General features: G+C 72.2%; 25 protein-coding genes. 9 read left to right on the top strand and 16 right to left on the bottom strand.

The window, feature by feature from the left end:
* Positions 1 to 223 precede the first annotated feature (223 nt).
* Together AB0H32_RS15970 and AB0H32_RS15965 are read right to left on the bottom strand one after the other, a co-directional pair.
* Positions 224 to 484, bottom strand: coding sequence for a hypothetical protein (locus tag AB0H32_RS15970; RefSeq protein ID WP_361119851.1), 261 nt, complete (start codon positions 482 to 484; stop codon positions 224 to 226).
* On the bottom strand, positions 481 to 621 hold the full coding sequence (locus tag AB0H32_RS15965) for a hypothetical protein (RefSeq protein WP_361119849.1): 141 nt from the start codon (positions 619 to 621) through the stop codon (positions 481 to 483). Before AB0H32_RS15965 ends, AB0H32_RS15970 begins: the two co-directional genes overlap by 4 nt.
* Positions 622 to 885: 264 nt before the next feature.
* Here AB0H32_RS15965 and AB0H32_RS15960 point away from each other — a divergent pair, with 264 nt between their 5' ends.
* Positions 886 to 1,140, top strand: coding sequence for a winged helix-turn-helix domain-containing protein (locus AB0H32_RS15960; RefSeq protein WP_361119847.1), 255 nt, complete (start codon positions 886 to 888; stop codon positions 1,138 to 1,140).
* 12 nt (positions 1,141 to 1,152) lie between these two features.
* Here the strand turns inward: AB0H32_RS15960 and AB0H32_RS15955 are convergent, their stop codons facing one another.
* Positions 1,153 to 2,577, bottom strand: coding sequence for a PLP-dependent aminotransferase family protein (locus AB0H32_RS15955; protein ID WP_361119845.1), 1,425 nt, complete (start codon positions 2,575 to 2,577; stop codon positions 1,153 to 1,155).
* Between the two features lie 47 nt (positions 2,578 to 2,624).
* On the opposite strand from AB0H32_RS15955, the gene AB0H32_RS15950 reads away from it, so the two are divergent.
* Genes AB0H32_RS15950 through AB0H32_RS15940 form a run of 3 tightly spaced genes read left to right on the top strand, consistent with a single transcriptional unit; the run spans position 2,625 to position 4,320 of the window.
* The gene (locus AB0H32_RS15950; RefSeq protein WP_361119843.1) at positions 2,625 to 3,137 is read left to right on the top strand and encodes a carboxymuconolactone decarboxylase family protein; all 513 of its coding nucleotides are present in this window, start codon (positions 2,625 to 2,627) and stop codon (positions 3,135 to 3,137) included.
* Positions 3,134 to 3,604 carry a carboxymuconolactone decarboxylase family protein gene (locus tag AB0H32_RS15945; protein ID WP_361119841.1) on the top strand — a complete coding sequence of 157 codons (471 nt, stop codon included), beginning with the start codon at positions 3,134 to 3,136 and terminating at the stop codon, positions 3,602 to 3,604. The genes AB0H32_RS15950 and AB0H32_RS15945 overlap by 4 nt, the downstream gene beginning before the upstream one ends.
* On the top strand, positions 3,601 to 4,320 hold the full coding sequence (locus AB0H32_RS15940; RefSeq protein WP_361119839.1) for an isocitrate lyase/phosphoenolpyruvate mutase family protein: 720 nt from the start codon (positions 3,601 to 3,603) through the stop codon (positions 4,318 to 4,320). Before AB0H32_RS15945 ends, AB0H32_RS15940 begins: the two co-directional genes overlap by 4 nt.
* Positions 4,321 to 4,363: 43 nt before the next feature.
* Here the strand turns inward: AB0H32_RS15940 and AB0H32_RS15935 are convergent, their stop codons facing one another.
* From AB0H32_RS15935 to AB0H32_RS15915, 5 genes are read right to left on the bottom strand one after another with little or no spacing between them, the layout of a single operon-like run.
* Entirely contained in the window at positions 4,364 to 5,326 is a 963-nt protein-coding gene (locus tag AB0H32_RS15935; RefSeq protein ID WP_361119837.1) for an ABC transporter substrate-binding protein, read from the bottom strand.
* A gap of 1 nt (position 5,327) precedes the next feature.
* On the bottom strand, positions 5,328 to 7,268 hold the full coding sequence (locus AB0H32_RS15930) for an ABC transporter permease subunit (protein WP_361119835.1): 1,941 nt from the start codon (positions 7,266 to 7,268) through the stop codon (positions 5,328 to 5,330).
* Positions 7,268 to 8,380, bottom strand: coding sequence for a glycine betaine/L-proline ABC transporter ATP-binding protein (locus AB0H32_RS15925; protein WP_361119833.1), 1,113 nt, complete (start codon positions 8,378 to 8,380; stop codon positions 7,268 to 7,270). Before AB0H32_RS15925 ends, AB0H32_RS15930 begins: the two co-directional genes overlap by 1 nt.
* Entirely contained in the window at positions 8,377 to 9,909 is a 1,533-nt protein-coding gene (locus AB0H32_RS15920) for a GMC oxidoreductase (protein WP_361119867.1), read from the bottom strand. Before AB0H32_RS15920 ends, AB0H32_RS15925 begins: the two co-directional genes overlap by 4 nt.
* A gap of 54 nt (positions 9,910 to 9,963) precedes the next feature.
* Positions 9,964 to 11,484 (bottom strand): aldehyde dehydrogenase family protein, encoded by a 1,521-nt coding sequence (locus AB0H32_RS15915; RefSeq protein WP_361119831.1) that lies wholly within the window; start codon positions 11,482 to 11,484, stop codon positions 9,964 to 9,966.
* Positions 11,485 to 11,869: 385 nt separating this feature from the next.
* On the opposite strand from AB0H32_RS15915, the gene AB0H32_RS15910 reads away from it, so the two are divergent.
* Both AB0H32_RS15910 and AB0H32_RS15905 read left to right on the top strand, forming a co-directional pair.
* Positions 11,870 to 13,516: a hypothetical protein gene (locus AB0H32_RS15910; RefSeq protein ID WP_361119829.1), complete on the top strand. Its 1,647-nt coding sequence runs from the start codon at positions 11,870 to 11,872 to the stop codon at positions 13,514 to 13,516.
* Between the two features lie 59 nt (positions 13,517 to 13,575).
* On the top strand, positions 13,576 to 14,721 hold the full coding sequence (locus tag AB0H32_RS15905) for a hypothetical protein (RefSeq protein ID WP_361119827.1): 1,146 nt from the start codon (positions 13,576 to 13,578) through the stop codon (positions 14,719 to 14,721).
* A 26-nt stretch (positions 14,722 to 14,747) separates the two neighbouring features.
* On the opposite strand, the gene AB0H32_RS15900 is transcribed toward AB0H32_RS15905, so the two are convergent.
* Entirely contained in the window at positions 14,748 to 15,668 is a 921-nt protein-coding gene (locus AB0H32_RS15900; protein ID WP_361119825.1) for a LysR family transcriptional regulator, read from the bottom strand.
* Between the two features lie 101 nt (positions 15,669 to 15,769).
* On the opposite strand from AB0H32_RS15900, the gene AB0H32_RS15895 reads away from it, so the two are divergent.
* Together AB0H32_RS15895 and AB0H32_RS15890 are read left to right on the top strand one after the other, a co-directional pair.
* On the top strand, positions 15,770 to 17,173 hold the full coding sequence (locus AB0H32_RS15895; RefSeq protein WP_361119823.1) for an MFS transporter: 1,404 nt from the start codon (positions 15,770 to 15,772) through the stop codon (positions 17,171 to 17,173).
* A 78-nt stretch (positions 17,174 to 17,251) separates the two neighbouring features.
* Positions 17,252 to 17,941, top strand: coding sequence for a siderophore-interacting protein (locus AB0H32_RS15890; protein ID WP_361119821.1), 690 nt, complete (start codon positions 17,252 to 17,254; stop codon positions 17,939 to 17,941).
* 9 nt (positions 17,942 to 17,950) lie between these two features.
* Here AB0H32_RS15890 and AB0H32_RS15885 read toward each other — a convergent pair whose 3' ends face one another.
* From AB0H32_RS15885 to AB0H32_RS15855, 7 genes are all read right to left on the bottom strand, one after another.
* Positions 17,951 to 18,934, bottom strand: a complete 984-nt coding sequence (locus AB0H32_RS15885) for a hypothetical protein (RefSeq protein ID WP_361119820.1) — start codon at positions 18,932 to 18,934, stop codon at positions 17,951 to 17,953.
* Positions 18,935 to 19,065: 131 nt separating this feature from the next.
* Positions 19,066 to 20,055: a malate dehydrogenase gene (locus AB0H32_RS15880; RefSeq protein ID WP_361119818.1), complete on the bottom strand. Its 990-nt coding sequence runs from the start codon at positions 20,053 to 20,055 to the stop codon at positions 19,066 to 19,068.
* 340 nt (positions 20,056 to 20,395) lie between these two features.
* Positions 20,396 to 21,613 carry a DUF2690 domain-containing protein gene (locus tag AB0H32_RS15875; protein WP_361119816.1) on the bottom strand — a complete coding sequence of 406 codons (1,218 nt, stop codon included), beginning with the start codon at positions 21,611 to 21,613 and terminating at the stop codon, positions 20,396 to 20,398.
* Positions 21,614 to 22,052: 439 nt separating this feature from the next.
* Complete coding sequence (locus AB0H32_RS15870; protein ID WP_361119814.1) at positions 22,053 to 22,727, bottom strand: response regulator transcription factor; 675 nt, start codon at positions 22,725 to 22,727, stop codon at positions 22,053 to 22,055.
* Positions 22,724 to 23,887 carry a sensor histidine kinase gene (locus AB0H32_RS15865; protein WP_361119812.1) on the bottom strand — a complete coding sequence of 388 codons (1,164 nt, stop codon included), beginning with the start codon at positions 23,885 to 23,887 and terminating at the stop codon, positions 22,724 to 22,726. The genes AB0H32_RS15870 and AB0H32_RS15865 overlap by 4 nt, the downstream gene beginning before the upstream one ends.
* A 217-nt stretch (positions 23,888 to 24,104) precedes the next feature.
* On the bottom strand, positions 24,105 to 24,575 hold the full coding sequence (locus AB0H32_RS15860) for a DUF3017 domain-containing protein (RefSeq protein ID WP_361119810.1): 471 nt from the start codon (positions 24,573 to 24,575) through the stop codon (positions 24,105 to 24,107).
* Positions 24,565 to 25,419, bottom strand: a complete 855-nt coding sequence (locus tag AB0H32_RS15855; protein WP_361119808.1) for a bifunctional methylenetetrahydrofolate dehydrogenase/methenyltetrahydrofolate cyclohydrolase — start codon at positions 25,417 to 25,419, stop codon at positions 24,565 to 24,567. Before AB0H32_RS15855 ends, AB0H32_RS15860 begins: the two co-directional genes overlap by 11 nt.
* 265 nt (positions 25,420 to 25,684) lie before the next feature.
* Here AB0H32_RS15855 and AB0H32_RS15850 point away from each other — a divergent pair, with 265 nt between their 5' ends.
* Positions 25,685 to 26,341 (top strand): RDD family protein, encoded by a 657-nt coding sequence (locus AB0H32_RS15850; RefSeq protein ID WP_361119806.1) that lies wholly within the window; start codon positions 25,685 to 25,687, stop codon positions 26,339 to 26,341.
* Positions 26,342 to 26,366: the final 25 nt, after the last annotated feature.

Raw genomic sequence — 26,366 nt, 5'->3', positions numbered from 1 at the left:
CCTTCTCCCAGGATGCAACGGTTCTCGAGCGCGCGCACGTGGCCGCACACGCAGCTGGGCGGGGCTGTTTGTTCAAGGTGAAACTGACGCAGCCTCGGAAACGGCCCTGCCCAGTGAGTCGATGTGATTCCGTGGATTGGAAAGCCTGACAACGGCCAGGTGCCCGGGACGAGCCCTGGGCACCCGTGGCGTCTCGGATGCCTGGCAGAGGGATGCTTCTACGTCATCCCTCGCGCTTCGCCGCCATCATGCCGACGCATTCGTCGAGCGCCGCATGCAAGGGCGGTACGAAGGCGGCGAGTTCGGCGTCCGACGCCTCGCCGGCCTCCAGTACGGCGCCGACGACTGCCACCAGGACGGCGGCGGCCTCCAGGGCATGCGCGTCGGCCAGCGACTCCAGCAGTCCGCCAGGGCGCGCGACCACGAACGCTTCCTTGCCGGTGGCCGGGTCGACACCGAGGCTGCGTGGGCGCCAGGCGCTCATACGGCGGCCTCCCACGGGCAGTAGTAATGCCGCTCCCGTTCGTCACGCTCGCGTTCCCAGACGACGACGTAGGGCCGGACCAGCGGCAGACCGTCGGCGGCGATGACGTCCGTCGGGTACGGCCTCGTCCTTCGCACGGGAGTGAGTCGGTACGCGGGAACCGACGGGCAGGCGAGGAGGGGCGGGGGCGTGTCGGCACGGCGCGCTCCGCGCGGAGGCAGGAAGAGGCTTAAGAATGCGGCCAGTAGGCTGCGCATAGGTCGACTCCAGTTCAGTCGGCTGAGGCCCCGGTGAGGAAGTGGCCGCTTCCCGTCGGGGCCGTCCTGTGTGCAGAGCCTACCGTGGATAACCGCAGATAACCACGGATGCGCAGAATGCCATGGTCACCCACGCTGGAGTTCATGGAGCTTGACCGCACGCGCCCGCTATGGCGTCAGATTGCCGCGGAGATCATCCAGCGCATCAAGGACGGCACGTATCCGCCGGGAAGCCGCGTGCCGTCCACTCTCGAGATCGCCCAGGAGTTCGGCGTGGTGAACGCGACGGCCGCGAAAGCCATGCGTCATGTACGGGAACAGGGCTGGACGCGGGGCGAAGTCGGACTGGGAACCTTCGTGGTCGACTCTCTTCCGCCCTCCCCCACCTCCCCCGCCTAGCCGAAGCAGCCATCACGGCAACACCCTGCACAACGCCGCCAACGCCCCCGCCCACGCACTGTCCGGCGGTGTCCCGTACCCCACCACCAGCGCGTCCAGCGGCTCGGCGATCGCCTGCTCGTGGCGGTGGAAGGCGAGGCCGTGCAGGGCCAGGCCCTGCCAGGTGGCTGCCTGGATCACCGACTGCTCGGTGCCGGGCGGCAGCCGTAGTACGGCGTGCAGGCCGGCCGCGATGCCGGTGACCCGGACGTCGGGCGCCAGGTCGGCGACAGCCGCGGCGAGGGCGTCGCGGCGGCGCCGGTAGCGCAGGCGGGCCGAGCGCACGTGGCGGTCGTACGCGCCGGAGGCGAGGAACTCGGCCAGCGTCAGCTGGTCCAGCACGCCGCAGGTGTCGATCTGCCCCTTGGCCGCGGCCGCCTCCTCCACCAGGGACGGCGGCAGCGCCATCCAGCCGAGCCTGAGGCCGGGGGCGAGGGACTTGCTCGCGGTGCCGAGGTACACGACCCGGTCGGGGTCGAGGCCCTGCAGGGCGCCGACGGGCTGGCGGTCGTAGCGGAACTCGCCGTCGTAGTCGTCCTCCAGGACCAGCCCGCCGGTGCGCCGCGCCCAGTCCACGACGGCGGCCCGCCGGTCGGGGTGCAGCGGCGTGCCCATCGGGAACTGGTGGGCGGGGGTGAGCAGGACCGCGCCCGCGCCCGACTCCTCGTCCAGCGGGCCGGGGTCCGTGCCCAGGCCGTCGTAGGGCAGCGCGGGGGTCGTGAGGCCCGCGGCCCGCAGCAGGCCCCAGTGCACGTCGAGGCCGTACGACTCCACCGCCACCGAGCGCACCCCGCGCGCCCGCAGCAGCGGGCCGAGGATGCGCAGTGCGTGCGAGAAGCCCGCGGTGATCACGATCGCGTCGGGGTCGGTGCGCACGCCCCGGGCGCGGGCGAGGTAGCCGGCGAGGGCGGTGCGCAGTTCGGGGCGGCCGCGCGGATCGCCGTAGCCGAGGGCGTGGAAGGGGGCGGTGGCCAGGGCGCGGCGGGCGGCCTTGAGCCACTCGGTGCGCGGGAAGGAGGCGAGGTCGGGGGTGCCGGGGACGAGGCTGTGAGCGGGCTCGCCCGGCTCGCGGCGCCGGGGTGCCGTGGGCGCGGCCGCGGGCCTCCCCCGCTGCCCGGAAGGCGTGGCCGGCATCCCCGTCGCCACCCGGGTGCCGGAGCCCTGGCGGGCGCTGAGCCAGCCCTCGGCCACCAGGTCGGCGTAGGCCTCGGCGACGGTGTTGCGGGCGATGCCGAGGTCGGCCGCGAGGGTGCGGGAGGAGGGCAGCCGGGTGCCGGGGACCAGGCGGCCGCTGCGCACGGCCTCCCGCAGCGCGTCGGTCAGGCCCCTGCGCAGTCCGCCGGAGCCGGCCGGTTCCAGGTGCAGGTCGACGCCCAAAGTGGCCCAAGGATTCGCCATGGAAATGGACCATACTCCTGGGCTGCCTCGCTCCTAGGGTCGAGGACATGAGCACTGCACAGAACACCGCACAGGGAACCGCCGAGTACGCCCCCGAACACGCCCCGCGGATGGAGTGGGCCAAGCACGCGCCCGAGGTCTACCGGGCGATGATCCGGCTGGACTCGGCCGCCAGGAAGGGCCTGGACCCCACGCTGTACGAGCTGGTGAAGATCCGCGCCTCGCAGATCAACCACTGCGCGTTCTGCCTGGACATGCACACCAAGGACGCGCTCGCGGCCGGTGAGAGCGTGGAGCGGATCGTCCAGCTCAGCGCGTGGGAGGAGTCGCGGCACTTCTACACGGAGAAGGAGCTGGCGGCGATCGAGCTGACCGAGGCGATCACCGTGCTGACCGACGGCTTCGTGCCGGACGAGGTGTACGACCGGGCCGCCGAGCAGTTCGAGGAGGCCGAGCTGGCCCAGCTGATCGCGGCGATCACCGTGATCAACGCCTGGAACCGGTTCGGCGTGAGCACACGGATGACGCCGGGGCACTACCGGCCGGGGCAGTACAAGTGAGCCGTACCCAGCTGCTGGACCCGGAGGTCGGCCGGGCCATGTCCCGGCTCAGCGCGGCCGCCAAGAAGGGGCTCGGCGATCCGGTCCTCGCCGAGCTGGTCATGATCCGCGCCTCGCAGATCAACCACTGCGCGTTCTGCCTCGACATGCACCTGCGGGTGGCCCGCGAGAACGGGGAGTCGCAGGACCGCCTCCAGCTCCTCGACGCCTGGGAGGAGACCGAGGACCTCTACAGCGAGCAGGAGCGGGCCGCGCTCGCCCTGACCGAGGCCGTCACCGTCCTGACCGGGGGCACCTCCCGGACGAAGTCCGGGGGAGGCTTCGTGCCCGACGAGGTGTACGACACCGCCGCCAAGCACTTCGGCGAGGCCGAACTCGCCCATCTCATCGGCCTGATCACCGTCATCAACGGCTGGAACCGCCTCATGGTCAGCCGTCGCGTCCCACCAGGGGGGTACCAGCCGTGAGCAAGGTGGATGTGTTCCGCGCGCTGCATCTGCATCGTGTTCCGGGCGACCCGCTCGTCCTGCCCGGTCCCTGGGACGCGGCCAGTGCGCGGGTGTGCGCCGAGGCCGGGTTCCCGGCACTGGCCACGCCGAGCGCGGGCGTCGCCGCCTGTCTCGGGTACGAGGACGGGGCGACCCCGGCCGACGAGATGTTCGCGGCGGTGGCCCGGATCGTGCGGGCGGTGGACGTACCGGTGTCGGCGGACGTCGAGAGCGGCTACGGGCTTGCGCCGAAGGAACTGGTGGAGCGGCTGCTGGAGGCCGGTGCCGTGGGGTGCAACCTCGAGGACTCCAGCGGGGGTGTCCTCAAGGACCCGCACGAGCAGGCCGAGTTCCTCGCCGAGGTCCGCTCGGCCGCCGCCGACCGGCTGTTCGTCAACGCCCGCGTCGACACCTTCGTCCACGGGGACGGCGACCCGGAACGGGCCGTCGAGCGGGCCGCGTTGTACGTGGCGGCAGGGGCGGACTGCGTGTACCCGATCCTCGCCCCCGCGGACGTGCTGCCGCTGCTGCGGTCCGCGATCCAGGGGCCGCTCAACATGCTGGCCCGGCTGGACGGCGAGGGCCCCTCGCCCGCCGGACTCGGCGAACTCGGGGCCACCCGCATCACGTTCGGGCCGGGACTCCAGCGGCGGGCAGCGGCCGCGCTGCGGGAGATCGCCGACGGGCTCCGCTAGACCGGCTCGGGACAGCCGCTGCGACGGGCTCCGCCGGACCGGCTCAGGACAGCCACTGCTTCCACACGGAGGGGTGGCTGTCCACCCACTTCTTCGCCGCGTCCGCCGGTGAGAGCTTCTGCTGGGCGATCATCAGCGAGACCTCGTTCTGGTCCTCGGTGGTCCACTTGAACTTCTTCAGGAAGGCCGCCGCCCTGCCACCGGACTTCGCGAAGTCGGCGTTGAGGTACTTCTGCAGCGGGGTGTGCGGGTACGCGCAGGCGATCTTGGCCGCGTCCGCGTCGCAGCCCTCCTTGTACGGCGGCAGCTTCACCTCCGTCATGGGGACCTTCTTGAACAGCCACTGCGGCGAGTACCAGTAGGTCAGGAAGGGCTTCTTCTCCTTGGCGAACTGCTTGATCTGGGTGATCTGCGCCGCCTCGGAACCGGCGAAGACGACCTGGTAGTCCAGCTTCAGGTTGTTCACCAGCGCCTTGTCGTTGGTGACGTAGGACGGGGAGCCGTCCATCAGCTGGCCCTTGCCGCCGCTCTCCGGGGTGCGGAACAGCGAGGCGTACTTGTTCAGGTTCTTCCAGTCGGTGATGTCCGGGTGCTGCTCGACCAGGTACGTGGGCACGAACCAGCCGATGTGCCCGGTCACCCCGAGGTCGCCGCCGTGGGCGATCGTCTTCTTGTCGGTGACGTACCGCTTCTCCTGGTCCGGGTGGCCCCAGTCCTCCAGGATCGCGTCGACCCGGCCCTGGCTGAGCGCGTCCCAGGCGGGCACCTCGTCCACCTGGACCGTGTCGACGCGGTAGCCCAGCTTGTGCTCCAGGAGGTACTGGGCGACGGCCACGTTCGACTGGGCGCCGACCCAGGACTGCACGGACAGGGTGACCGTCTTCGAGCCCTGGGCGTTCGCGAACGGCGAGGCCTGCTTGGTCATGTCGGCGGCGCCACAGCCGGTCAGCAGCGCGAGCGAGCCCAGGGCCGCGGTCGCGGCCACGGCAGTCGTACGGATGCGCATGTCAGGCTCCTTCCCTCGCGCGGCGTTCGGTCGGCTGGGTCACCCGGTCCAGCATCAGGCCCAGGCAGACGATGGCCGCACCGGCGACCAGGCCGGTCGCCAGGTCGCCCTGGGCGAGGCCGAAGGCGACGTTGTAGCCGAGGGCACCGCCGCCCACCAGGCCGCCGATGATGACGACGGCGAGGACCAGGACCACGCCCTGGTTGACGGCGAGCAGCAGCGACCGCCTGGCGAGCGGGAGCTGGACCTGCCACAGCTGCTGGCGGCCGGTCGCGCCGAGCGAGCGCGCCGACTCCAGCGCGGCCGGGTCGACCTGGCGCAGGCCCTGCGCGGTGATCCGGACGACGGCCGGCAGGGCGTAGACGACGGCCGCGGCGACGGCGGGGGCACGGCCGACCCCGAACAGGGCGACGACCGGGATCAGGTACACGAACTGCGGCATGGTCTGGAAGACGTCCAGGACCGGGCGCAGCGCCCTCTCGAAGCGGTCGCTGCGGGCGGCGGCGATGCCGGCGGCGAAGCCGAGGACGAGGGTGACGGCGACGGCCGCGAGCACCTGCGAGAGCGTGTCGAGGGACGGCTCCCACACCCCGAGCACACCGATCGCGGCCATGGCGAGGACAGCGGTCAGCGCGGTGCGCCAGGTGCCGATCACCCAGGCCAGCGCGGCGACAATGAGCAGCACCGACCACCAGGGCAGCCACTGCAGGCCGCTGCGGACCGGGTCCAGGATCCAGGTGGTGAAGTGTCCCGCCCAGTCGGCGGTGCCGCCGACGACCGGGACGCCGGAGTAGAGGTGGGCGGTCATCCACTCGACGGCGCGGTTGACCGGATCGGCGATGGGCACCGTCCAGCCGGAGGGCCAGTCGAGGCGGCCGAGGAGACGGGCGGCCAGGGCGACGGCCACGGTGACGGCGAGCGCGTACGGCCGGCCGATCGTGCGGGGGCGGTCGCTCGCGTCGGTGCCGTCGCCGGCCGCCGCGGTGACGCGGTCCAGGACGACCGCGAGCAGCACGATCGGGATGCCGGCCGAGAGGGCCGCGCCCACGTCGACGGAGGCGAGCGCCTGGTAGACGCGGTCACCGAGGCCGCCGGCGCCGATGACCGAGGCGATCACGGCCATGGACAGCGCCATCATGATCGTCTGGTTGAGGCCGAGCAGGAGTTCCTTGCGGGCCAGCGGTATGCGGGCGGTCAGCAGCCGCTGCCGGCCGGTGGCGCCGAGCGACTCCACGGCCTCCAGGACCTCGGGGTCGGCGCCGCGCAGGCCGAGTGCCGTGAGGCGGGCCATCGGCGGGGCGGCGTAGACGACGGTGGCGAGGACGGCCGCGGGGACGCCGATGCCGAAGACCAGGACGACGGGGAGGAGGTACGCGAACGCCGGGAGCACCTGCATGGTGTCCAGCACCGGGCGCAGGGCGCGGTTCAGACGGTCGGAGAGGCCGGCGGCGAGGCCCAGCACGGCGCCCACGGCCACGGAGGCGAGGACGGCGACGACCATGAGCGCGAGGGTCTGCATGGTCGGCACCCACATGCCGAGCGCGCCGCAGGTCAGGAAGGCGAGCGCCGTGCCGGCGGCCAGGCGGACGCCGGCGACCCGCCAGGCGACGAGGGCGCCGAAGACGGTGACGCCCGTCCAGCCCGCCGCGAGCAGGGTGAGGTAGACGGCGCGTACGGAGAGGACGACCGCGTTGCTGATGTAGCCGAAGAAGTAGAGGAACAGGGGGTGGCTGTCGCGGTTGTCGATGACCCAGTTGCTGGCGCTTGCGAGGGGTTTGGAGAGGTCGACGGTGAGCGCGTGCGGCCAGGCGCCGCCGCCCCAGTGGGCGTTCAGCGGGGGGACGACGACCGCGGCGGCGAGCGCGAGCAGGAGGAGTTTGGCCACCGCGCGGTTGTTGAGGACGGGGAGTCTGCGGCGGGTGGGGACGGTGAGGGTGACCATCAGACGTCCTCCGGGCTGGTGCGGGGACGGGGTACATCCGTGTCCGCGTCCGCGGCCACGCCTGCCACCACGCCCAGCAGTTGCTCGTGGCCGACCACGCCGACGCACCTGCCCTCCTCCATGACCCGGGCCGGGGCGCCCGCGCGGGCCACTGCCTCGATCGCCTCGGCCACCGGGGCCTCCGGGCGGACCACGGGGCCGCCCGCCGCGTCCTGCGGGGACGCCGGGCGCATGGCCGTGCGGCAGGTGACGACCTGTTCGCGCGGGACGTCGCGGACGAACTCACGGACGTAGTCGTCGGCCGGGGAGGAGACGATCTCCTCGGGGGTGCCGAGCTGGACCACACGGCCGTCGCGCATCAGGGCGATGCGGTCGCCGAGCTTCAGGGCCTCGGCGAGGTCGTGGGTGATGAAGACCATCGTGCGGCCCTCCTCGCGGTGCAGGCGGGCCACCTCGTCCTGCATGTCGCGCCGGATGAGCGGGTCGAGGGCGCTGAACGGCTCGTCGAACAGGAGGACCTCGGGGTCGACGGCGAGCGCGCGGGCGAGTCCGACGCGCTGGCGCTGGCCGCCGGAGAGCTGGCCGGGGCGGCGCTTCTCCATGCCCTCCAGGCCGACCTTGGCGACGATCTCGGCGGCCCGCTCGCGCCGTTCGGCCTTGCCGACGCCCTGGATCTCCAGGCCGTACGCCACGTTGTCCAGGACCGTGCGGTGCGGGAGCAGGCCGAAGTGCTGGAAGACCATCGCGGCGCGGTGGCGGCGCAGTTCGCGCAGGCGGGCGCGGTCCATGGCGCGCACGTCCTCGCCGTCGATGGCGATGGCGCCCGCGGTCGGCTCGATCAGCCGGGTCAGGCAGCGCACGAGGGTGGACTTGCCGGAGCCGGACAGGCCCATCACCACGAAGACCTCGCCCTTGCGCACGTCGAAGGAGACGTCCCGGACGGCGGCCGTGCAGCCGGTGCGGGAGCGCAGGTCGGCGGGGCTCAGCGCGCTGAGTTCCGGGTCGGCCGGGACACGGTCGGCCTTCGGGCCGAAGACCTTCCACAGGCCGTCCACGGAGAAGACGGGGGTGCCGGCGGTGGGGGGCTTGCGAGTGGGAACAGTGAGCGTCATCGCGCATCACCTCCTATCAGGTCGACGGCCTTCTCCCCGACCATGAGCACCCCGATCATCGGGTTGACGGCGGTCATGGTCGGGAAGACGGAGGCGTCGGCGATGCGGATGCCGTCGAGACCGCGGATCTTCAGATCAGGGTCCACTACGGCGAGTTGGTCGTCGGCGGCGCCCATCTTGCAGGTGCCGGCCGGGTGGTACACGGTGTGGGCGACCTTGCGGGCGTACTCGCTCAGCTCGGCGTCACCCACGACGTCCGGGCCGGGGCAGACCTCGCGCTTGAGCCAGCCCGCGAGCGGCTCGGCCCGGGCGACCTCACGGGCGATACGGATGCCGTCGACCAGGGTCCGGGCGTCGTAGTCGTCCTCGTCGGTGAAGTACCGGAAGTCCAGCGCGGGCTTCACGGACGGGTCGGCGCTGGTCAGGTAGAGGCGGCCGCGGCTCTTCGGCTTGGGGATGTTGGGGGTCATCGAGACGCCGTACTGCGGGCGTTCGTAGCCGAGGCGCTCGGGGTTGTCCGTGAACGGGACCTGGTAGAAGTGGAACATCAGGTCCGGGCCCTCGTGTTCGGGGTCCCGGCGCACGAACAGGCCCGCGTCGGAGTCCATCGCGGAGTTCTCCGGGATCGGTCCGTGGGTCTCCCAGACGATGACCGACTCGGGGTGGTCGAGCAGGTTCTCGCCGACGCCCGGCAGGTCGTGCACGACGGGGATGCCGAGCGCCTCCAGGTCCGCGCGAGGCCCGATGCCCGAGTGCAGCAGCAGACGGGGCGAGTCGACGGCGCCCGCGCTCAGGACGACCTCGTTCCGCGCCCTGATCAGCAGTTCCTCTCCGTCCTTGGTGCGCACGTGCACGCCCTCGGCACGGGTGCCGTTCAGCTCCAGCCTGTGCGCCCAGGTCTCCAGGAAGATGCGGAGGCCCGGGCGCTCGTCCATCACCGGGTGCAGGTAGGCCACCGAGGCGGAGGAGCGCTTGTTGTTCTCGGGGTGGTAGGCGAGGTCGAAGAAGCCGACGCCGTCGGTGAACGGCTTGCGGTTGAAGCCCTCGACGAGGGGGACCCCGAGCGCCGACCGGGCGGCGTCCACGAAGTCGCGGGCGATGGCGTTCCGGTCCTTCTCGTCCACGGAGACGATGTTGTTGAGGAGGCGGGCGAAGTAGGCCTCCATGGGGACGGCGCCCCACCCCTTGGCGCCGGCCGCCTCCCACTCGTCCCAGTCGGACGGGAGCGGCTTGAAGGAGATGAGGGTGTTGTGCGAGGAGCAGCCGCCGAGGACGCGGGCGCGGCTGTGCCGGATGCGGGAGTTGCCGCGGGGCTGTTCGGTGGTCGGGTAGTCGTAGTCGAGGTCGCCGCCGAGCAGGCCCATCCAGCGGCGCAGGGTCAGCACGTCGTCGCGGCCGACGTCGCTGGGGCCGCCCTCGATGACGGCCACGGTGACGTCGGGGTTCTCGGTGAGGCGGGAGGCGATGACGGATCCCGCGGTGCCGCCGCCGATGACGACGTAGTCATAGGTGTGGGTGTTGTCGGGCAGGGGGTGGGGCATGGGGTGGTACTCCAGATAGAGGGGTCGGCTGGGGGCGGCGGCTCAGCCTGCGAACCAGCGCACCGGCTTCGGCGCGAGGTTCTGGTACACGTGCTTGGTCTCGCGGTACTCGGCGAGCCCGGCCGGCCCCAGCTCGCGGCCCGTGCCGCTCTTGCCGAACCCTCCCCACTCCGCCTGCGGCAGGTAGGGGTGGAAGTCGTTGATCCAGACGGTGCCGTGGCGCAGCCGTCCCGCGACCCGCCGGGCGCGGCCGGCGTCGGTGGTCCAGACGGCTCCGGCAAGGCCGTACTCGGTGTCGTTGGCGAGGAACACCGCCTCCTCCTCCGTGCGGAAGGTCTCGACGGTGAGGACCGGTCCGAAGACCTCCTCGCGGACGACCTTCATCTCGCGGTGGCAGTGGTCGAGGACGGTCGGCTCGTAGAAGTAGCCGGACTCCGGCCTGTGCGCGGCGGGCTCCGGGCGCTTGCCGCCGCAGCGCAGCACCGCACCCTCGGCGAGCGCGGAGGCGACGTACGTCTCGACCTTGGCGCGCTGCTGTTCGGAGACGAGCGGGCCGCACTCGACGCCGTCCTCGGTGCCGCGGCCGAGCCTGATCCGCTGGGCGCGGCGGGCGAGTTCGGTGACGAAACGGTCGCGGACGGACTCCTCGACGATGAGGCGGCCGCCGGCCGAGCAGACCTGGCCGCTGTGGATGAACGCGGCGTTGAGGGCCTGGTCGACGGCGGTGTCGAAGCCCTCATCGGTGGCACAGGCGTCGGCGAAGACCACGTTGGGGTTCTTGCCGCCGAGTTCGAGGGCGACCTTCTTGACGGTGGGGGCGGCGGCCTGGGCGACCTTGGTGCCGCTGACCAGGCCGCCGGTGAAGGAGACCAGGTCCACGCCGGGGTGCTCGGCGAGGCGGGCGCCGACGGTGTGGCCCGCTCCGGTGACCAGGTTGGCGACGCCGGCAGGCAGGCCGGCCTCGGCCAGCAGGTCGATCAGCGCGATGGTCGTCATCGGCGTGATCTCGCTGGGCTTGATCACGAAGGTGTTGCCCGCGGCGAGCGCCGGGGCGATCTTCCAACTGGCCTGGAGCAGCGGGTAGTTCCAGGGCGTGATCATGGCGCAGACGCCGACCGGCTCATGGACGACGACGCTGTGGATGTCGGGCGAGCCCGCGTCGACCACCCGGCCGGGCGCCTCGGCGGCGACCAGGTCGGCGAAGTAGCGGAAGGCGTCGGCGACGCAGTCGATGTCGACGCGTCCCTCCTCGAGGGTCTTGCCCGCGTCCCGGCTCTCCAGCAGGCCGAGTTCCTCACGGTCGCGGACGAGGAGGTCGGCGACGCGGCGCAGCAGGGCGGCGCGCTCGGCGACGGGGGTGCCGGGCCAGGGGCCCTGGTCGAATGCCTGCCGGGCCGCGGCCACCGCCCGTTCCGCGTCCTTCTCGTCGCCCTCCGCGACCACGGCGAGGGGCCGGGCGTCCGCGGGGTCGAGGATCTCGCGCGTCGCGCCGGAGATCGCTTCCAACCACTCGCCTCCCGCGTGGATGGTCGCCCGGGCCTGTCGTTCCGTTCTGTCCGCCATGATCGGTATTGCCTTCCGTTCCTGTTCAGTGCCCCTGTGTCACAGACGTGTCACAGTCAGGGACCGTCACCGCCTGCCCCGGGGGGCGCATCGCATGCGCAATCGACGACCGAAAGTGCGCCGGGTCACTGAAAGGCGTGGATGTATGCGAACAATTCGGACATCGTCGGTGAGGTTGTCCGGTGGATGAGCGGGCTCGGCCACGTCTCCCTGCGCTCGGGCGGGCCGGACGGTCACCACCGGCCGCGTGCCCGGCCGGGCACGGCTACGGATGCGTCACGCCCTCGGGCGAGGCAGACTGGTCAAGGAGTGCGAGGCACTCAAGCCCCCCTGACACACCGTTCCCACCTCGCTGGACACATGTGGGCGACGAAAGGTCGAGTCGGTGGACGGCATACGAGAGCATCGCCGGGCAACCGCCTGGTTGCAGCAGGCTCGCGCCGCACAGACCCGCGGCTCCCCTCCTGGAATCGCACGCACCACCAGCCACGCCGTCCTGGACGCCCTGGGCGATACGGACGTCGAGGGCCGGGAAGCGCCGAGGCTGTACCGCTTCGTCGTGGGCGTCGACCGGCAGGCCCGTCCGCTGGACGCCCAGGAGCTGGCGGCGCTGGGGGATCCGATGGCGGCGCTGTTCTTCCGCAAAGGCACCTTCCCGTCGACGGTGCATGATCTCCTCGCCGGGCTGCCCGAGCCGGCGACGAAAGAGAACCAGTCCGTCTATCTGATCGGCGAGGCCGGGCAGGTGCCGCCCGGCTCCGCCCCCGAGCTGCCGCGTGCCATGCGGTTCGCCGTCGCTCGGGCCGCCACCGGCCGGGACGTGGACCTGCTGGTGAGCACAGGGGCGAACGAGGATCCGGCCGCGACGTTCCTGCAGGTTGCCGCCTGGGATCCGGCCGCGAAGGTCTTCAACTACTACATGCGGATCAGCCCCGTGTGGGTGTGGGCGGGCAACTCCTGGTCCGCTCTCGCCCCCGGCTCCCGCGGGCACGGCTGCTTCGACAGCCACATCAACGGCAGCGTCGTGATGAAGGAGCTGAAGGAGCCCTGGATCAACTGGCAGTCCCAGGCGGCGGCGATTCGGCTGGCCCCGGACGACCCCTTCCGCGACGACCCGCTGTATCAGCAGGTCATCGGCGCCGAGAACCTCGAACTGACCGTCCGCGCGCTGATCAGCCGCTGGACGGCCGCCCGCCTGGCAGCCGTCACGCGGGACGGCACCGTGGAGCATCCCGAGCAGCTGATGCGCCATCTGTTCACCACGAGCGCCGTGAACCTGACGAGTACGGCGACCCAGAGTTCGACGATCACCCCTTCCAGCGGTGACCTGCTCCTGCCCCCGGGCTTCTGGCTGAACGGCGACGCGCTCCTGGGGGATCTCGAACTGCCCGTCACGGCCGCCCTTCCTCCCATGGCGCCCGCCGCCCACTACGTGGCGAGCCTGGCGGCCTTCGGCTTCGCCCTGGAGGAGAAGAGCAGCGGTTTCTCCCAGCCTGGGGACACCTTCTTCGCGTTCGTCGTACCGGAGGCGGCCTGCGAGGACAACGACGTGGTGCGGCAGATGGTGGAACAGGGCCTGATCACGGCCAAGTTCGCCGCCTGCGCCCTCATGGTCGATTTCACCAACCCGGTCTTCAGCTCCGCCCGCACGCAGTTGACGGCCCACGTCCCCACCGCGCCGACCGCCGTGACCGAGCTGCAGGACCACATCGCACTGGCGATCGCGGATGCCGCCACCGGACTGCCGCCCGGCAGCCCTGAAGGCCGTTTCACCGCCGACTGGGCCCTGGCCGACGACACCTGGCCCAAGGTTTTCGCCCAGCGGATCGACGACTACCTCGGACACGTCGGCCGACGGATCCGCGAGTCCGCCGGCTTCGACGACTACGTCCGGCTGGCGGAGTCCCGCCGCCGCGACTTCAAGGCGATGCGGCTCAACGAGTTCGAGCTGACGCTGCCGACCACCGACATCCCCGCGGACGCCCTGCGGCTCGGGATGAACGACGACGGCACGGTCGCACCCGCCTCGTGACGGCCGCCGCCGTCCGCGGCTCGTCCGCCCCCGGCCACCTCTCAGCGAAGGAGTGCCCCATGAGCCTGCTCGCCGCCTACGGCCCGCCCGGTCGCCTCGACGATCTCGACGAGACCGGCCTGAAGGCCTGGAACGTGTTCATCAGCGACCGGGTCGACGCCTCGATCTCGGGCCCCGATCCCCACCAGGTGCTCAACGACAGCCCGCGCAGCCAGTTCTACAACCTCACCAGGACCGACACGGCGGACGACGCCCGGGAGGCCACCGTCACCTGGACGGCCTTCCCCCGTCTGATCAAGATCCAGTCCCTGTCCGACGCCCAGCGGTGGCAGCGGGCCGACGCCAGCCGGGACGTCCAGGACGAGTACTGCGAGTGGAGCGTCTCCCGCAATGCCGCCGGGAAGATCACCAAGGTCATGTTCACCTGCGAGGGCCCCGAGTACTGGCACCTGCTCGCCCAGTCGGACCCCGCCAAGGTTCTCGAGCTCTACCGGACGCACATCAGCCCGGACGTCCAGCACGGCGACCTCTTCGGAGCCACCGGCACCTACAACCCCCGTAACCGGTGGAACGACTCCACGGCGCACGGCGCCATGCATCTGATCCAGCCCAACAACACCCTGGGCGCCGAGATCGAACTCGCGGCCGCGGCCACCATCGTGCGGGTCATCGACGGCCACGAGCTGACCACCGAGCAGGAACTCGTCCACTGCAGCAAGTACGGCGAGCCCGAGCGCAACAGCGACCCGCACATCGGCGGAGCCGTGAACGACCTCGCCCGGCAGAAGGCGGACGTCTCCCTCGCCGACCCGGTCGGTCTCTACTTCGAAAAGCTGGCAACGGACGGCTGGGCCACCCCGGACGGCTCCGATCCCAAGGACTACTGGGTCAGGCAGCGCGGCGACGTGACCCACCCCGTTCGGTTCGTCTACGAAGTGCCCGAGGACAAGGGCTTCACCGTCGGCGACATCAAGATCAACGGCAGGCCCGTCCAGTTCGGCGCGCAGATCGCCGACTTCATCACCATCAAACTGACCGGCGTGGCCTGCCGGTTCGGGCAGAGCACCACGACGCCGAAAACCGCCTGCGTGCAGATGGCCCCCGCGCCCGTCGAGCCGGACGCGGTCGCACGGAACCTCAGCGCGGCTTCGGTCCCCGGCTACCGCGCCGCGCCACTCGCCACCTCCTGGACCCGCCGCCGCTGAGCGGTCCGCACGGACGGCGCACCCGGTCACCGGTGCGCGGCCGGCTCCGGGACCGTCAGCTCCCGTACGCAACCGCGCAGCCAGGCATGGGACGGGTCGCCGTCGTGGCGCGGATGCCAGGCCATCCCCAGCCGCAGCGGGGGCAGGGGCACCGGCACCGGGAAGGTCCTCAGACCGAGCGCCGTCACCATCGGCTCGGTCCTGCCGCCGATCATCCCCACCAGATCGGTGTCACGGATGGCGAAGAGGGAGGCGAGGAAGGTTGCCACACTGCCCACCACCCGCCGTTCGAGGCCGAGTTCGGCGAGCGCCGCGTCAACGGGGCCGTACAGCCTGCCCCGTCGCGAGACGGTGATGTGAGGGGCCTCGGCGGCGAACCGCTCCGGTGTCACCTCCCCCTCCAGGAGCGGGTGTCCGCCACGGACCACACCGACCATCCGGTCCTCGGCCAGTGCCTCCACGTGCACCTCGGGCGCCACCGTGTCGATCACCCCCAGTTCCAGGTCGGCGGTTCCCTCCCGCAGGAACGGCACGTCCACATGGCTCTCCGCCAGAAAGCGGATACGGATGCCGGGCGCCTCCCGGGCGGCGCGCGCGAAGAGGGCCGGGCCGAGGGACGCGGCGATCATGTCTTGGCCGAGGATCGTGAAGGTGCGCTCCACCGTCCTGAGGTCGGTGTCCCGGCCGGGCCGGAACAGCGCACGGGCCCGCTCCACCACCGCGCTCACCTCGGCGCGCACGGCGAGCGCGTGCGGTGTCGGCACCATGCGACGGCCGGCCCGGACGAGGACCGGATCACCGAGGGCCTTGCGGATCCGGCCGAGGGTGCGGCTCATCGCCGGCTCGGACAGGTGCAGCCGGCGGGCGGCGCCCTGCACGCTCTGCTCCTCCAGCAGAACGTCCAGCGCGAGCAGCAGGTTCAGGTCCAGGCCCGTGGATTGCGTCATGCGCAAGTATCCCTTGCAAAGGTTGCACTGGAAAGCAAGTCAGGGGCGAGCCTACGGTGAGAGGGCATCCCACACCAACCGCCCAGCTCCCGGGAGGAGCCGTGCCCTCGCACGCCCCGAAACGCTCGACACTCCTCGCGCTGTGCGCCTGCGTCCTGGTCGCCCAGAGCATGGTCGCCGCCATCAACCTGCTGATACCCCAGCTGAGTTCGTCGTCGCTGCACCCCTCGCACAGCGAGATCCTGTGGACGGTCGACGCGTACGTCATCGTCTTCGCCGGGCTCCTCGTCCCGGCCGGTGCGCTCGGCGACCGGCACGGCCGCAAGGGTGCGCTGCTCGCCGGGCTCGGCCTGTTCGCGGCGGGCGCCGCCACCAGCGCGCTGGCGTCCGGCCCGGCCGTACTGATCGCGGGCCGGGGGCTGTCCGGCGCCGGAGCGGCCCTGATCACCCCGGCCACCCTGTCGATCCTGATGCAGCTGTCCGGACCCGAGCACCGGGCCCGTTCCATGGCCGCCTGGACCCTGTCGCTCGGCCTGGGCGGCGCGGCGGGCAACCTGGGCGGCGGGCTGGTCGGCCAGTTCCTGTCCTGGCGCGCCCTGTTCGCGGTCATGGTCCCGCTCGCCGCGGTGCTCGCCGCCGCCGTCGTCGTCACCACCCCGCGCACCGACCGCTCCACCGCCGGAAACCTCGACCCGCTCGGCACCCTCCTGCTCACCGCGGGCCTGGTCGCGGTCCTGTTCGGCATCATCGAGGGCCCGGCCCACGGCTGGGCCTCCGCACGCATCCTCGGCGCCTTCACCGCGGGAGCCCTGCTCGTCGCCGCCTTCACCGTGCACGCACTGCGCTCCACCGCCCCGCTGTTCGACCCGCGCGTCTTCGCCTCCTCCCGGCTGCGCGCCGCCTCCCTCGGCACGGCCACCGGATTCTTCGGCCTGTTCTCCCTCTTCTTCGTCAACTCCCAGTACCTGCAGGAGCTGAAGGGTTTCGGGGCCGCCGTCACCGGCGTCGCGATCCTGCCGCTGCCCTTCGGGATGGCGCTGTTCCAGAAGCTGGCGGGCCGCTGGGCGGGCCGCCCCCGCGCGGTCATCGGCACCGGACTCGCCCTGATCGGCCTCGGCCTGCTCGGCGTCTCCACCGTGGACGCGGGCACCCCCTACACGGTGTACGCCGGCTGGCTGCTGGTCATCGCGGCCGGCACCGGTCTGTCCATGCCCGCCCTGACCTTCGGCGTGGTCACCTCGCTCCCGCCCCACCAGGCGGGCCTCGGCTCCGGCCTCGCCACCACCGCCCGCGAGACCGGCGCGGCCCTGGGCGTCGCGGTCACCGGAACCGTCCTGTCCTCCCACACCGACCTGGCCGGCGGCATGGGCCCGGCCCTGCGCACGACCGCCCTGGTGGTGCTGGCCGCGACCGCGCTGGTGGTCGTCGGACACGGCGACCGGGCCCGATCGCGCTCTATCGCGTCCGGCCCCGAACGCGTAATGTCGCGTTCGGCGCGCTCCTGAGCTCCGGCGCCCGCCGCAGACAACCGGGTTGCCCCCTCCCCCGTTCACCACGACACCCACGACACCGAGGAGCCGTCCGTGCCGGCCCTGCTGAACCCCGTCCTCGACCTGCTGATGCTCCGGGGCACCGTCACCGGGACCGAACCGATCGCCGCGCGCATGCGACGCCTGCGCATCGAGGGCGACGCGCTGGCCGGGCTGGAGGTGCGGCCCGGCCAGCAGATGCGGGTCCTGGTCGGCACCGGGCTGACCCGGCGCACCTATTCGGTGTGGCGCTACGAGCCCTCCGGAGCCGTCGAGTTGTGCGTCCTGGACCATCCGGAGGCCGGGCCCGGCGCACGCTGGGGACGGGCCGCCGGGGTGGGCGACGAGGTGCGGCTGGGCAGACCGGAGGGTTCGTTCGTGCTGCGCCCCGAGGCCGCGCACCATGTGTTCGTCGGCGAGGAGACGGCGTCCGTCGCCTTCGGGGCCATGCTCGCGGCACTGCCCGCAGGGGCGCGGATCTCGGGATGCATCGAGACGGGGACGGTGGCGGACCGTCTGCCGCTGTGCCACGCGGAGCGCCTCGACTGGTCGCTGCGCGACGACACCTCGCTGCCCCAGTCGGTACGACGGCTCGCCCCCGAGCCCGGCGGCGTCGCGTACGTCGCCGGTCAGGCACGGACCGTCCAGGAGGTACGGCGGGTGCTCGTCCGGGAGGCGGGGTGGGACCGGCGCTCGGTCCTCACCAAACCGTTCTGGGCGCCGGGCAAGCGCGGCATGGAGTGACCGCGCCCGCTACGCGCATGCGGCGCCCGTCGGGCAGAAGGACGCAAGCGCCGTCGTGAGCGGCCCGCGGACCTGGCCGTCGGGCAGGCTCTCGGGGCCACTTGCGCGGATCGCGTACAGCGTGCCGTCGGCCGCCCGGAAGCGGTGGTCCACCACCTGGCGGGCCCCCTTGCTCCGGTCGTCGTAGCGGTACGACAACTCGGCCCAGCCGGCTCCGGAGCGGCGGGCGAGGGCCCGGTAGCCGGGCTCGTGGGAGTAGCCGTAGCCCGGGGCGTTCTCGGCCAGGTCCAGGGACTCGGTCACGGTGGGCTCGGCCAGCTCGAAGATCTGCAGCAGTCGGCCGTCGGACGGGGAGTCGTAGAAGACCACGGCCGCCTTCTCCCCCTGCTCCTGCCGCCTGGTCCAGCCATCGGGGACGGCGAGGGCGTAGCCGACGGGGTCGTGGACGAGGCGGTAGCCGACGGGGGGCCGCGCGGATGCCTGCGGAGTGGACGGGGAGGCGTCGGGTGCGGTGGTACCGGCCCGGGGCGAAGGGGCCGAGGCGGAGACGGTGACGCCGGTGGCCCCGGAGGACGCCGCCGGGGAGCCGCTGCCGCCGCGGTCCCGGCCGAGGTACCAGACCCCGAGGCCGGAGCCGGCACCGACCAGGACCATGGCGACGACGAGGGCGACCAGCCTGTCGCCCCGGGCGCGCCGGGTGTCGTACGACGGTGCGGGGGCCGCCACGGGTGTGCCGCCGGCGTGGGTGGGGACGGGGGCCGCCACGGGCGTGCCGCCGGCGTGGGTGGGGACGGTGGCCCAGGGCGGGGGCGGAGGCGGCGGGGTGGCGGCGGGGCCGGGGTCCGCGGTCGGCGGTACGGGGGTCGTGCGGGTCTCCTCGTAGGCCCAGGGCGGCGGGGCGCCCGCGGGTGACCAGACCGCCCGGCCCCTGTCCTCACCGGGCCCGCCGTCGCGCCCCTCCTCGCTGTTGAAGCCGCCGCTCCAGCCGCTCATCACGAACCCCCCGAATCACCCTTGCGCGCACTGCTTTTGACAGTAGCGCCGAAAACGGGCACGGGCCCCGCTCCGGACGAAACCGGAACGGGGCCCGTACAGGGTCGCTGCGAAAGCGGCCGGAGGCGGACTCAGATGAGGCCCAGGCCGCGGACCGCCTCGCGCTCCTCCTCGAGCTCCTTGACGGAGGCGTCGATGCGGGCGCGGGAGAACTCGTTGATGTCCAGGCCCTGGACGATCTCGTACTTGCCGTCCTTGGTGGTGACCGGGAAGGAGGAGATCAGGCCCTCCGGGACGCCGTAGGAGCCGTCCGACGGGATGCCCATGGAGGTCCAGTCGCCCTCGGCGGTGCCGTTGACCCAGGTGTACACGTGGTCGATCGCGGCGTTGGCGGCGGAGGCCGCGGAGGAGGCGCCACGGGCCTCGATGATCGCGGCACCGCGCTTGGCGACGGTCGGGATGAAGTCCTCGGCCAGCCACTTCTCGTCGTTCACGGTCTCGGCGGCGTTCTTGCCGGCGACCGTGGCGTGGAAGATGTCCGGGTACTGGGTGGCGGAGTGGTTGCCCCAGATGGTCAGGCGCTTGATGTCGGCGACCGTGGAGCCCGTCTTCTTCGCGAGCTGGGTCAGCGCGCGGTTGTGGTCCAGGCGGGTCATCGCGGTGAAGCGCTCGGCCGGGACGTCCGGCGCGGCGGCCTGCGCGATGAGCGCGTTGGTGTTGGCCGGGTTGCCGACGACGAGGACCTTGATGTCGTCCGCGGCGTGGTCGTTGATGGCCTTGCCCTGCGGCTTGAAGATGCCACCGTTGGCCTGCAGCAGGTCACCGCGCTCCATGCCCTTGGTGCGGGGGCGGGCACCCACCAGGAGGCCTACGTTGGCGCCGTCGAAGGCGACGTTCGGGTCGTCCGTGATGTCGATGCCCTGGAGCAGCGGGAACGCGCAGTCGTCCAGCTCCATGGCCGTGCCCTCCGCGGCCTTCAGCGCCGGGGTGATCTCCAGGAGGCGCAGCTTGACCGGCACGTCCGCGCCGAGCAGCTGGCCGGAGGCGATGCGGAAGAGCAGGGCGTAACCGATCTGGCCGGCCGCGCCGGTGACGGTGACGTTCACGGGAGTGCGGGTCATGGCGTTCTCCGTATGACAGCTGGCGGTGGGGCGTCACTGCCCCGGCGGATGATCGATCTCTTGGCGTCAAGAGAATCCAGCGGTCAGGCTATCGCGCATCCGGCATGCGAGATGTCCGGGGCCATGTGGCTCAGCCCACAGACCGGACCCACCGGGCGAATCCCGCAAGCCGGGCCCGCCACCTGAACGGCGGCCGCCCGTCCGGGAGAGGAGGACGAGGACGGCCGCCGATGGGGGTACCGGTTCACCGGATCCCGTGGGGGTACGGTTCGCGTGCCCAGGATCCGGCGGCCCATGCATCCGCATCCCGAATTCCACCCGAATTGATTCGTGATCCCCGTTACTTCGTGCACCCCGTCCGCCCGGAGGCGAGGGTCGCGCAGGCCTTGGCCTCGGCCGCGTCCTTCACGGCGACCATCGGCGTGTAGGCGATGGTGTCCCCGACGTCGGTGATGTCCCCGGTCCGGCGGGCCTTGCCGGCCGAGACCTGGACCCGGTCGCCCCGGGAGGCACCGGTGATCCGCCCCCAGGCCGCGCCGCAGGCCTTGCTGTAACGAACCTCCAGGGTGGTGGTGCCGACGGTGGCGCTCTGCGCGGTGGTCACCAGGTCGCCGGTGCATCCCATGGCCTCCGCGTCCTTGCCCGCGCAGGCGGAGCCGCTGCACTTGACCCCGGGGGGCAGGCTCGTGCGGGCCGTCGGCGACGGCGACTTGGCCGCTTCCGGCTTCTTGCCGCCGCCGTGGTGGGTGAAGAAGAAGACGGCCGCGACCACGACGAGGACACCGACGGCGCCCGCGAGGAACATCGTCAGCCAGGCCCTGCCGCCGGACCTGCCGCCCGAGGGGCCGGTGCCGGGCCGCTGGGCCGGCGGCTGCTCGTCGAAGGGGTTCGGCGTGCCCGGCGTCCCGCCGGGAGCGGCCGGCATGGCGGAGGGCCGTTCGCCGGCACCGGGACGGCCGGTCGCCTTCGAGGGGCCCTCGTAGCCGGCCAGGCCCCAGGAGTTGATGCCGGGCGAGGCCTCCGGACGCTCCGTCTTCCCCTGCCCGTCGGCCTCGGAGGCCGTCGGCTGGGACGGGATCGTCGGCTGCGGCGGGGCCGGCGGCCGGGACGGGGCCGTCGGCTGCGGCGGGATCGTCGGCGACACCCCCGCGGGGCCGGCGATGCCCGGGATCGGGTTGGCGCCGGGGCCTCTGCGGGCGGTCTTGGTTCCGCTCGCCTCTTCGGCCTCGGCCGCCCCGAACTCCCCGAGCGCGGCCCGCGCCTGGGAGATACGGATCTGCTCCATGGTCCGGTCGTGCCGCATCTCCGCCCGGCTCCAGGCGCGTTCGGCCAGCTCCCACATGGTGGTGAGATGGACCGGATTGGTGCCGGTGACCTCGGCGAGCGCGACGATCGCACCCTTGGGCGCGAGGAGCCGGCCGCCCAGGTAACGCTCCCAGGACGTCTTGCTGTAGCCGGTCCGGTCGGCCAGCGCCGCGATGCTCAGGCCGCTGCGGTCCACGAGCCGGCGCAACTGGCTCGTGAACTCCTTGATCTGCGGATCCAGCTCATCCGGCAATGCTTTCCATCGAGGCATTGCTTCCCCCCACTTCCCCCCGCGGTTCGTGCTCTTGGTTCTCCGCGCCTGCCCCGCACGTGGCCCCGTGCCGGTCCGGTGGTCGCGTACCGGGACGGCCCCGTTCTGGCTACCCACAGGGATGCGCTGACTAAGGATCCCAGTTCCCGAAGCGGGGGCGCACAGGAGCATCGGTTCCGCCCGCCGTGCCCCTGTTTCCACCGGGTCTTCGTACCGTATCCCCGTTTCGTCGGGACATAGACACGATGGCGACACATGTGGCAGGGCGCGGACACCGTAGCGGAACGGTCACCTCCGTGCCACAGCGTACAGAGGGGCGTTGAACAGGCCGTTCACAGCGGGAAGTCTGGGTCTCGACGGCGGTTCGTCCTTGCTCGGGGGAGGGGACGGGCCGCCGTTCTCCCCGGCCCCTGCCGGGCGTTCAGCCGCCCGGTGTGACCAGTCCCGTCTCGTACGCCACCACCACCGCCTGGGCCCGGCTGCCCAGTTCGAGCTTGGTCATCGTACGGTTGAGGTGGGTCTTGACGGTGGCCTCGCTGATGTAGAGGCGGTCGGCGATCTCCAGGTTGGACAGGCCGCGGGCGGTGAGTCTGAGGACCTCGGTCTCGCGCGCGGTGAGCACCCCGAGGTCGGGCGGCGGGTCCGCGGCCTCCTGGACGGCGGGGGCCTGGGGACGGGTGAAGGCCTCGACGAGGCGGCGGGTGACGCTCGGCGCGAACAGGGCGTCGCCGCCCTCGACCGCGGTGATGGCGGCGAGCAGCCGCTCGGGCCCGGAGTCCTTCAGCAGGAACCCGGAGGCCCCGGCGCGCAGCGCCCCGTACACGTACTCGTCGAGGTCGAAGGTGGTCAGCACGAGCACCCGGGGGGCTTCCCCGGCGGCCTGGGCGAGGATGCGCTCGGTGGCCTCGATGCCGCCCATGCCGGGCATCCGGATGTCCATCAGGATCACGTCGGGCCGTGTCTCGGCGGCGAGCCGCACGGCCTCCTCGCCGTCACCCGCCTCGCCCACCACCTCGAAACCGGGCACGGCGTCCAGCAGGCCCACGAGCCCGGCGCGGATGAGGAACTGGTCGTCGACGACGAGCACTCTGGTCATCGCGTACGGTCGTCCCCCCGCCGTGTGTTCGTGGCCGAGGTGGGCAGGGTCAGCTGGACCTGGTAACCGCCCTCGGCGCGTGGGCCGACGCTGATCGTCCCGCCGTAGAGCTTGGCCCGTTCGCGCATGCCGATCAAGCCGTGTCCGGCGCCCGTGGAGACTCTGGCCGGATTCACCCCCTCCCCGTCGTCGGTGACACGGACGGTCAGGTCGTGGGGCCCGTAGCGCAGTTCCACGCGTGCGCGTGCCGGGCCCGCGTGCTTGATGGCGTTGGTGAGGGCTTCCTGGACCACGCGGTAGGCGCACAGTTCGACGCCGGGCGGCAGCGGCCGTTCGGTGCCCTCGACGGCCAGGTCCACGGGGAGGCCGCCGGCCCGCACCCGCTCCAGGAGGTCGCCGAGCCGGGCCAGGGTGGGCATGGGGGCGCCCTCGGGGGCCTGCGGGTCCTCCTCGCGCAGCACCTGGAGCATGCGCCGCAGCTCCTCCAGGGCCTCGCCGCTGGTGTCCGCGATGGTGCCGAGCGCCCCGTGGGCCTTGCCGGGGTCGGACGCGAAGACGAAGCGGGCCAGGCCCGCCTGGACGGAGATCACCGACATGTGGTGGGCGACCACGTCGTGCAACTCCCGGGCGATCCGCCCCCGTTCCTCGGCGACCGCGCGCCGGGCCCGCTCGGCCTGCTCCGCGTGCAGCCGGCGGGTCAGTTCGGCCGAGCGGCGGGCCAGATGCCCGAACCAGACCAGCACCGAGCCGTACAGCAGCGCCTGCCCCAGCACGGAGGCCATGGACGGGGTGTGGCTGACCACCCCGGCGTACGCCCACAGTGCGGTCATGCAGGCCGCGCAGACGAGTGCGGTGCGCACCGGGCGGACCGAGGCGACCGTGTAGAGGGCCAGCATCGAGCCGAAGGTGCACACCACCGGCCAGTAGCCGAGGGTGATGTAGACGAGCGCGGCCGCCTGGACGGCGGCGAAGACGCCGACGGGCCACCGGCCGCGCAGCGCCACCGGCAGGTGCGCGAGGGCGACCAGGACGTAGGCGCGGGCGTCGAGATCCGGCCAGCCCTGCGACCGCGACTCCCGTCCCAGCAGGACGGCGACCACGGCCATGGCTGCCGCGATCAGCGTGTCCACGACGAGCGGGCGGGGAGTCCTCGGGTGCATCGCCGCAGGGTAATGCCCGAGGCCGGGCCGAGGAGTCAACCGGCCGCGGTACCGCTGAAGTTGCAGGTTCAGGACGGCTACCTCCCCCGTCCGAGGGAGGAGGTCACCCCGGAGGGGGACGCGGGTGCCGGGCGGGCGGCCGTAGCGTCGGCGACGGGGGACAGACCGGTGGCCCGCGCCCCCGGGGGAGGCGCGGGCCACCGTCGTGCGAGCGGCGCTACTTGGTGAGCGTGAAGTGCAGCGTGTCCTTCAGGAACGGGATCTCCAGCCAGGGCTTGGGCTGGGCCATCATCGTCAGCAGGACGATCGCGAGGCCCAATATCCCGTAGGTGGCGACGTCCGTGAAGCGCGAGCGGACGGCGAGCATGCCGACGCGCGGGAGTATGAAGCGCATGACCGCGCCGGCCAGCAGGGCGGCGCCGATCAGCAGGGTGCCGAAGCGGAACACGTCGAGCGCGGTCAGCAGCAGGCCGAGCGCGACCCCGCCCAGCACGACCAGCATCGGCCACTGCCGGGCCGGCGCCGGGGCGTCGCCGGGCGCGGCCCGGCCGCCGCCCTCGGGGCGCGCGGTGTCCTTGGTGAACAGCGGGAAGCGGCGCGTGGCACGCCGCGGCCGCCCCTCACGGTCGGGGGCGCTGATCGCGTCGCGTGCGGCCGGCCCGGTGCCGGGGGTGTTCTCAGCCGGCACTGCGCTCCGCCGCCTCGACCACGTTGACCAGCAGCTGTGCGCGGGTCATCGGGCCCACGCCGCCGGGGTTCGGGGAGATCCAGCCGGCCACCTCGGTCACGTCCGGGTGGACGTCGCCGACGATCTTCCCCTCGGCGTTGCGGGAGACGCCGACGTCCAGGACGGCCGCGCCGGGCTTGACGTCCTCGGCGCGGATCAGGTGCGGGAAGCCCGCGGCCGCGATGATGATGTCGGCCCGCTTGAGGTGGGCGGACAGATCACGGGTGCCGGTGTGGCACTGGGTCACCGTGGCGTTCTCGCTGCGCCGGGTGAGCAGCAGTGGCATCGGGCGGCCGATGGTCACGCCCCGGCCGACCACCACGACCTCGGCGCCCTTGATCTCGACGCCGTGGGCCCGCAGCAGGGAGATGATGCCGTTGGGGGTGCAGGGCAGCGGCGCCGGCTCGTTCAGGACGAGACGGCCGAGGTTCATCGGGTGCAGGCCGTCCGCGTCCTTGGCCGGGTCCATCAGCTCCAGGATGCGGTTCTCGTCGATGCCCTTGGGCAGCGGGAGCTGGACGATGTAACCGGTGCAGGCCGGGTCCTCGTTCAGCTCGCGGACGACCGCCTCGATCTCCTCCTGGGTGGCCGTGGCCGGCAGCTTGCGCTGGATGGAGGCGAGGCCGACCTGGGCGCAGTCGCGGTGCTTGCCGGCGACGTACTTCTGGCTGCCGGGGTCGTCCCCGACCAGGATCGTGCCGAGGCCGGGCGTGACGCCCTTCTCCTTCAGCGCCGCCACGCGGGCGGTCAGATCGGACTTGATCGCGGCTGCGGTGGCCTTGCCATCGAGAATCTGGGCGGTCATGACTCCATCCTCGCGGATGACCGGCTCCGGGTTCCAATCCGGGTGGCCGCGGGCCCGTCCCCGGGTTCCCGTCCGGCCGGCTGCCCTTGATCGATGATGTTGCACTTGCACAACACCTTTTGAATCGAACTGGACAAGAATCAGCCTTTCCGACGACCATGAGCGGCGCAGTATCGCGGTCCGGTTGGGGGGCAAACCGCTCAGATCCTGACGTTCCTCCGTGCCTTCCGCGTCGTCCCCACAGCGTCAACGGAGGAAATCCGCCATGAGTTTCGGCTCGCCCAACAACCCCTACGGACAGCCCCAGAATCCCCAGCAGGGCTACGGCTACCCACAGCAGGGGCAGCCCGGTTACGGCTACCCGCAGGCGCCGGGCGTGCCGCCGCAGCAGGGCTACGGCTACCCGCAGCAGCCGGGGTACCCGGGCGGTGCCGGTCCGCGCGTCGCCACGATGGGCCGCCGCTTCGGCGCCCGCATGATCGACGGCGTCGTCTTCGGTGTCATCTACGGTGTCCTGATCGCCGGCGGTGTCGCCAGCTTCGCGGGCGACGCCCAGAACTGCGACCCGGGCGCCGTCGACTACAACACCTGCATGAACAACGCCAGCTCGGACTTCATGTCCAAGTTCGGCGCGATCTTCGGTGTGCTCGCGATCATCGGCCTGCTCTACGAGTGGCTGATGACCGGCCTGGTCGGCGCGACCCTCGGCAAGCTGGCCGTGGGCATCCGCGTGGTCAAGGTCGACACCGGCCAGAAGCCCGGCCTGGGCTCGGCGTTCATCCGCTGGATCATCCCGATGGTCGGCAGCATCCTCTGCGGCATCGGCCAGCTGCTCGTCTACCTGTCCCCGTTCTGGGACAAGTCCGGCCGCCAGCAGGGCTGGCACGACAAGGCCGCGAGCACCATGGTCGTCCAGAACTGACGCACGGCACGCAACAGAACAGTTC

Source organism: Streptomyces sp. NPDC020362 (assembly GCF_040642095.1).
Lineage (GTDB): Bacteria > Actinomycetota > Actinomycetes > Streptomycetales > Streptomycetaceae > Streptomyces.
Note: the sequence above shows the minus strand (reverse complement) of the source record. Positions and strands in the feature narration are given on the sequence as shown.

Coding starts and splice junctions, on each gene's coding strand:
- AB0H32_RS15870 (WP_361119814.1), bottom strand. CDS start 22,727: ATGACCAGAGTGCTCGTCGTCGACGACCAGTTCCTCATCCGCGCCGGG.
- AB0H32_RS15935 (WP_361119837.1), bottom strand. CDS start 5,326: ATGCGCATCCGTACGACTGCCGTGGCCGCGACCGCGGCCCTGGGCTCG.
- AB0H32_RS15880 (WP_361119818.1), bottom strand. CDS start 20,055: ATGACCCGCACTCCCGTGAACGTCACCGTCACCGGCGCGGCCGGCCAG.
- AB0H32_RS15915 (WP_361119831.1), bottom strand. CDS start 11,484: ATGGCGGACAGAACGGAACGACAGGCCCGGGCGACCATCCACGCGGGA.
- AB0H32_RS15925 (WP_361119833.1), bottom strand. CDS start 8,380: ATGACGCTCACTGTTCCCACTCGCAAGCCCCCCACCGCCGGCACCCCC.
- AB0H32_RS15955 (WP_361119845.1), bottom strand. CDS start 2,577: ATGGCGAATCCTTGGGCCACTTTGGGCGTCGACCTGCACCTGGAACCG.
- AB0H32_RS15865 (WP_361119812.1), bottom strand. CDS start 23,887: ATGCACCCGAGGACTCCCCGCCCGCTCGTCGTGGACACGCTGATCGCG.
- AB0H32_RS15905 (WP_361119827.1), top strand. CDS start 13,576: ATGAGCCTGCTCGCCGCCTACGGCCCGCCCGGTCGCCTCGACGATCTC.
- AB0H32_RS15855 (WP_361119808.1), bottom strand. CDS start 25,419: ATGACCGCCCAGATTCTCGATGGCAAGGCCACCGCAGCCGCGATCAAG.
- AB0H32_RS15850 (WP_361119806.1), top strand. CDS start 25,685: ATGAGTTTCGGCTCGCCCAACAACCCCTACGGACAGCCCCAGAATCCC.
- AB0H32_RS15930 (WP_361119835.1), bottom strand. CDS start 7,268: ATGGTCACCCTCACCGTCCCCACCCGCCGCAGACTCCCCGTCCTCAAC.
- AB0H32_RS15885 (WP_361119820.1), bottom strand. CDS start 18,934: ATGAGCGGCTGGAGCGGCGGCTTCAACAGCGAGGAGGGGCGCGACGGC.
- AB0H32_RS15900 (WP_361119825.1), bottom strand. CDS start 15,668: ATGACGCAATCCACGGGCCTGGACCTGAACCTGCTGCTCGCGCTGGAC.
- AB0H32_RS15960 (WP_361119847.1), top strand. CDS start 886: ATGGAGCTTGACCGCACGCGCCCGCTATGGCGTCAGATTGCCGCGGAG.
- AB0H32_RS15950 (WP_361119843.1), top strand. CDS start 2,625: ATGAGCACTGCACAGAACACCGCACAGGGAACCGCCGAGTACGCCCCC.
- AB0H32_RS15970 (WP_361119851.1), bottom strand. CDS start 484: ATGAGCGCCTGGCGCCCACGCAGCCTCGGTGTCGACCCGGCCACCGGC.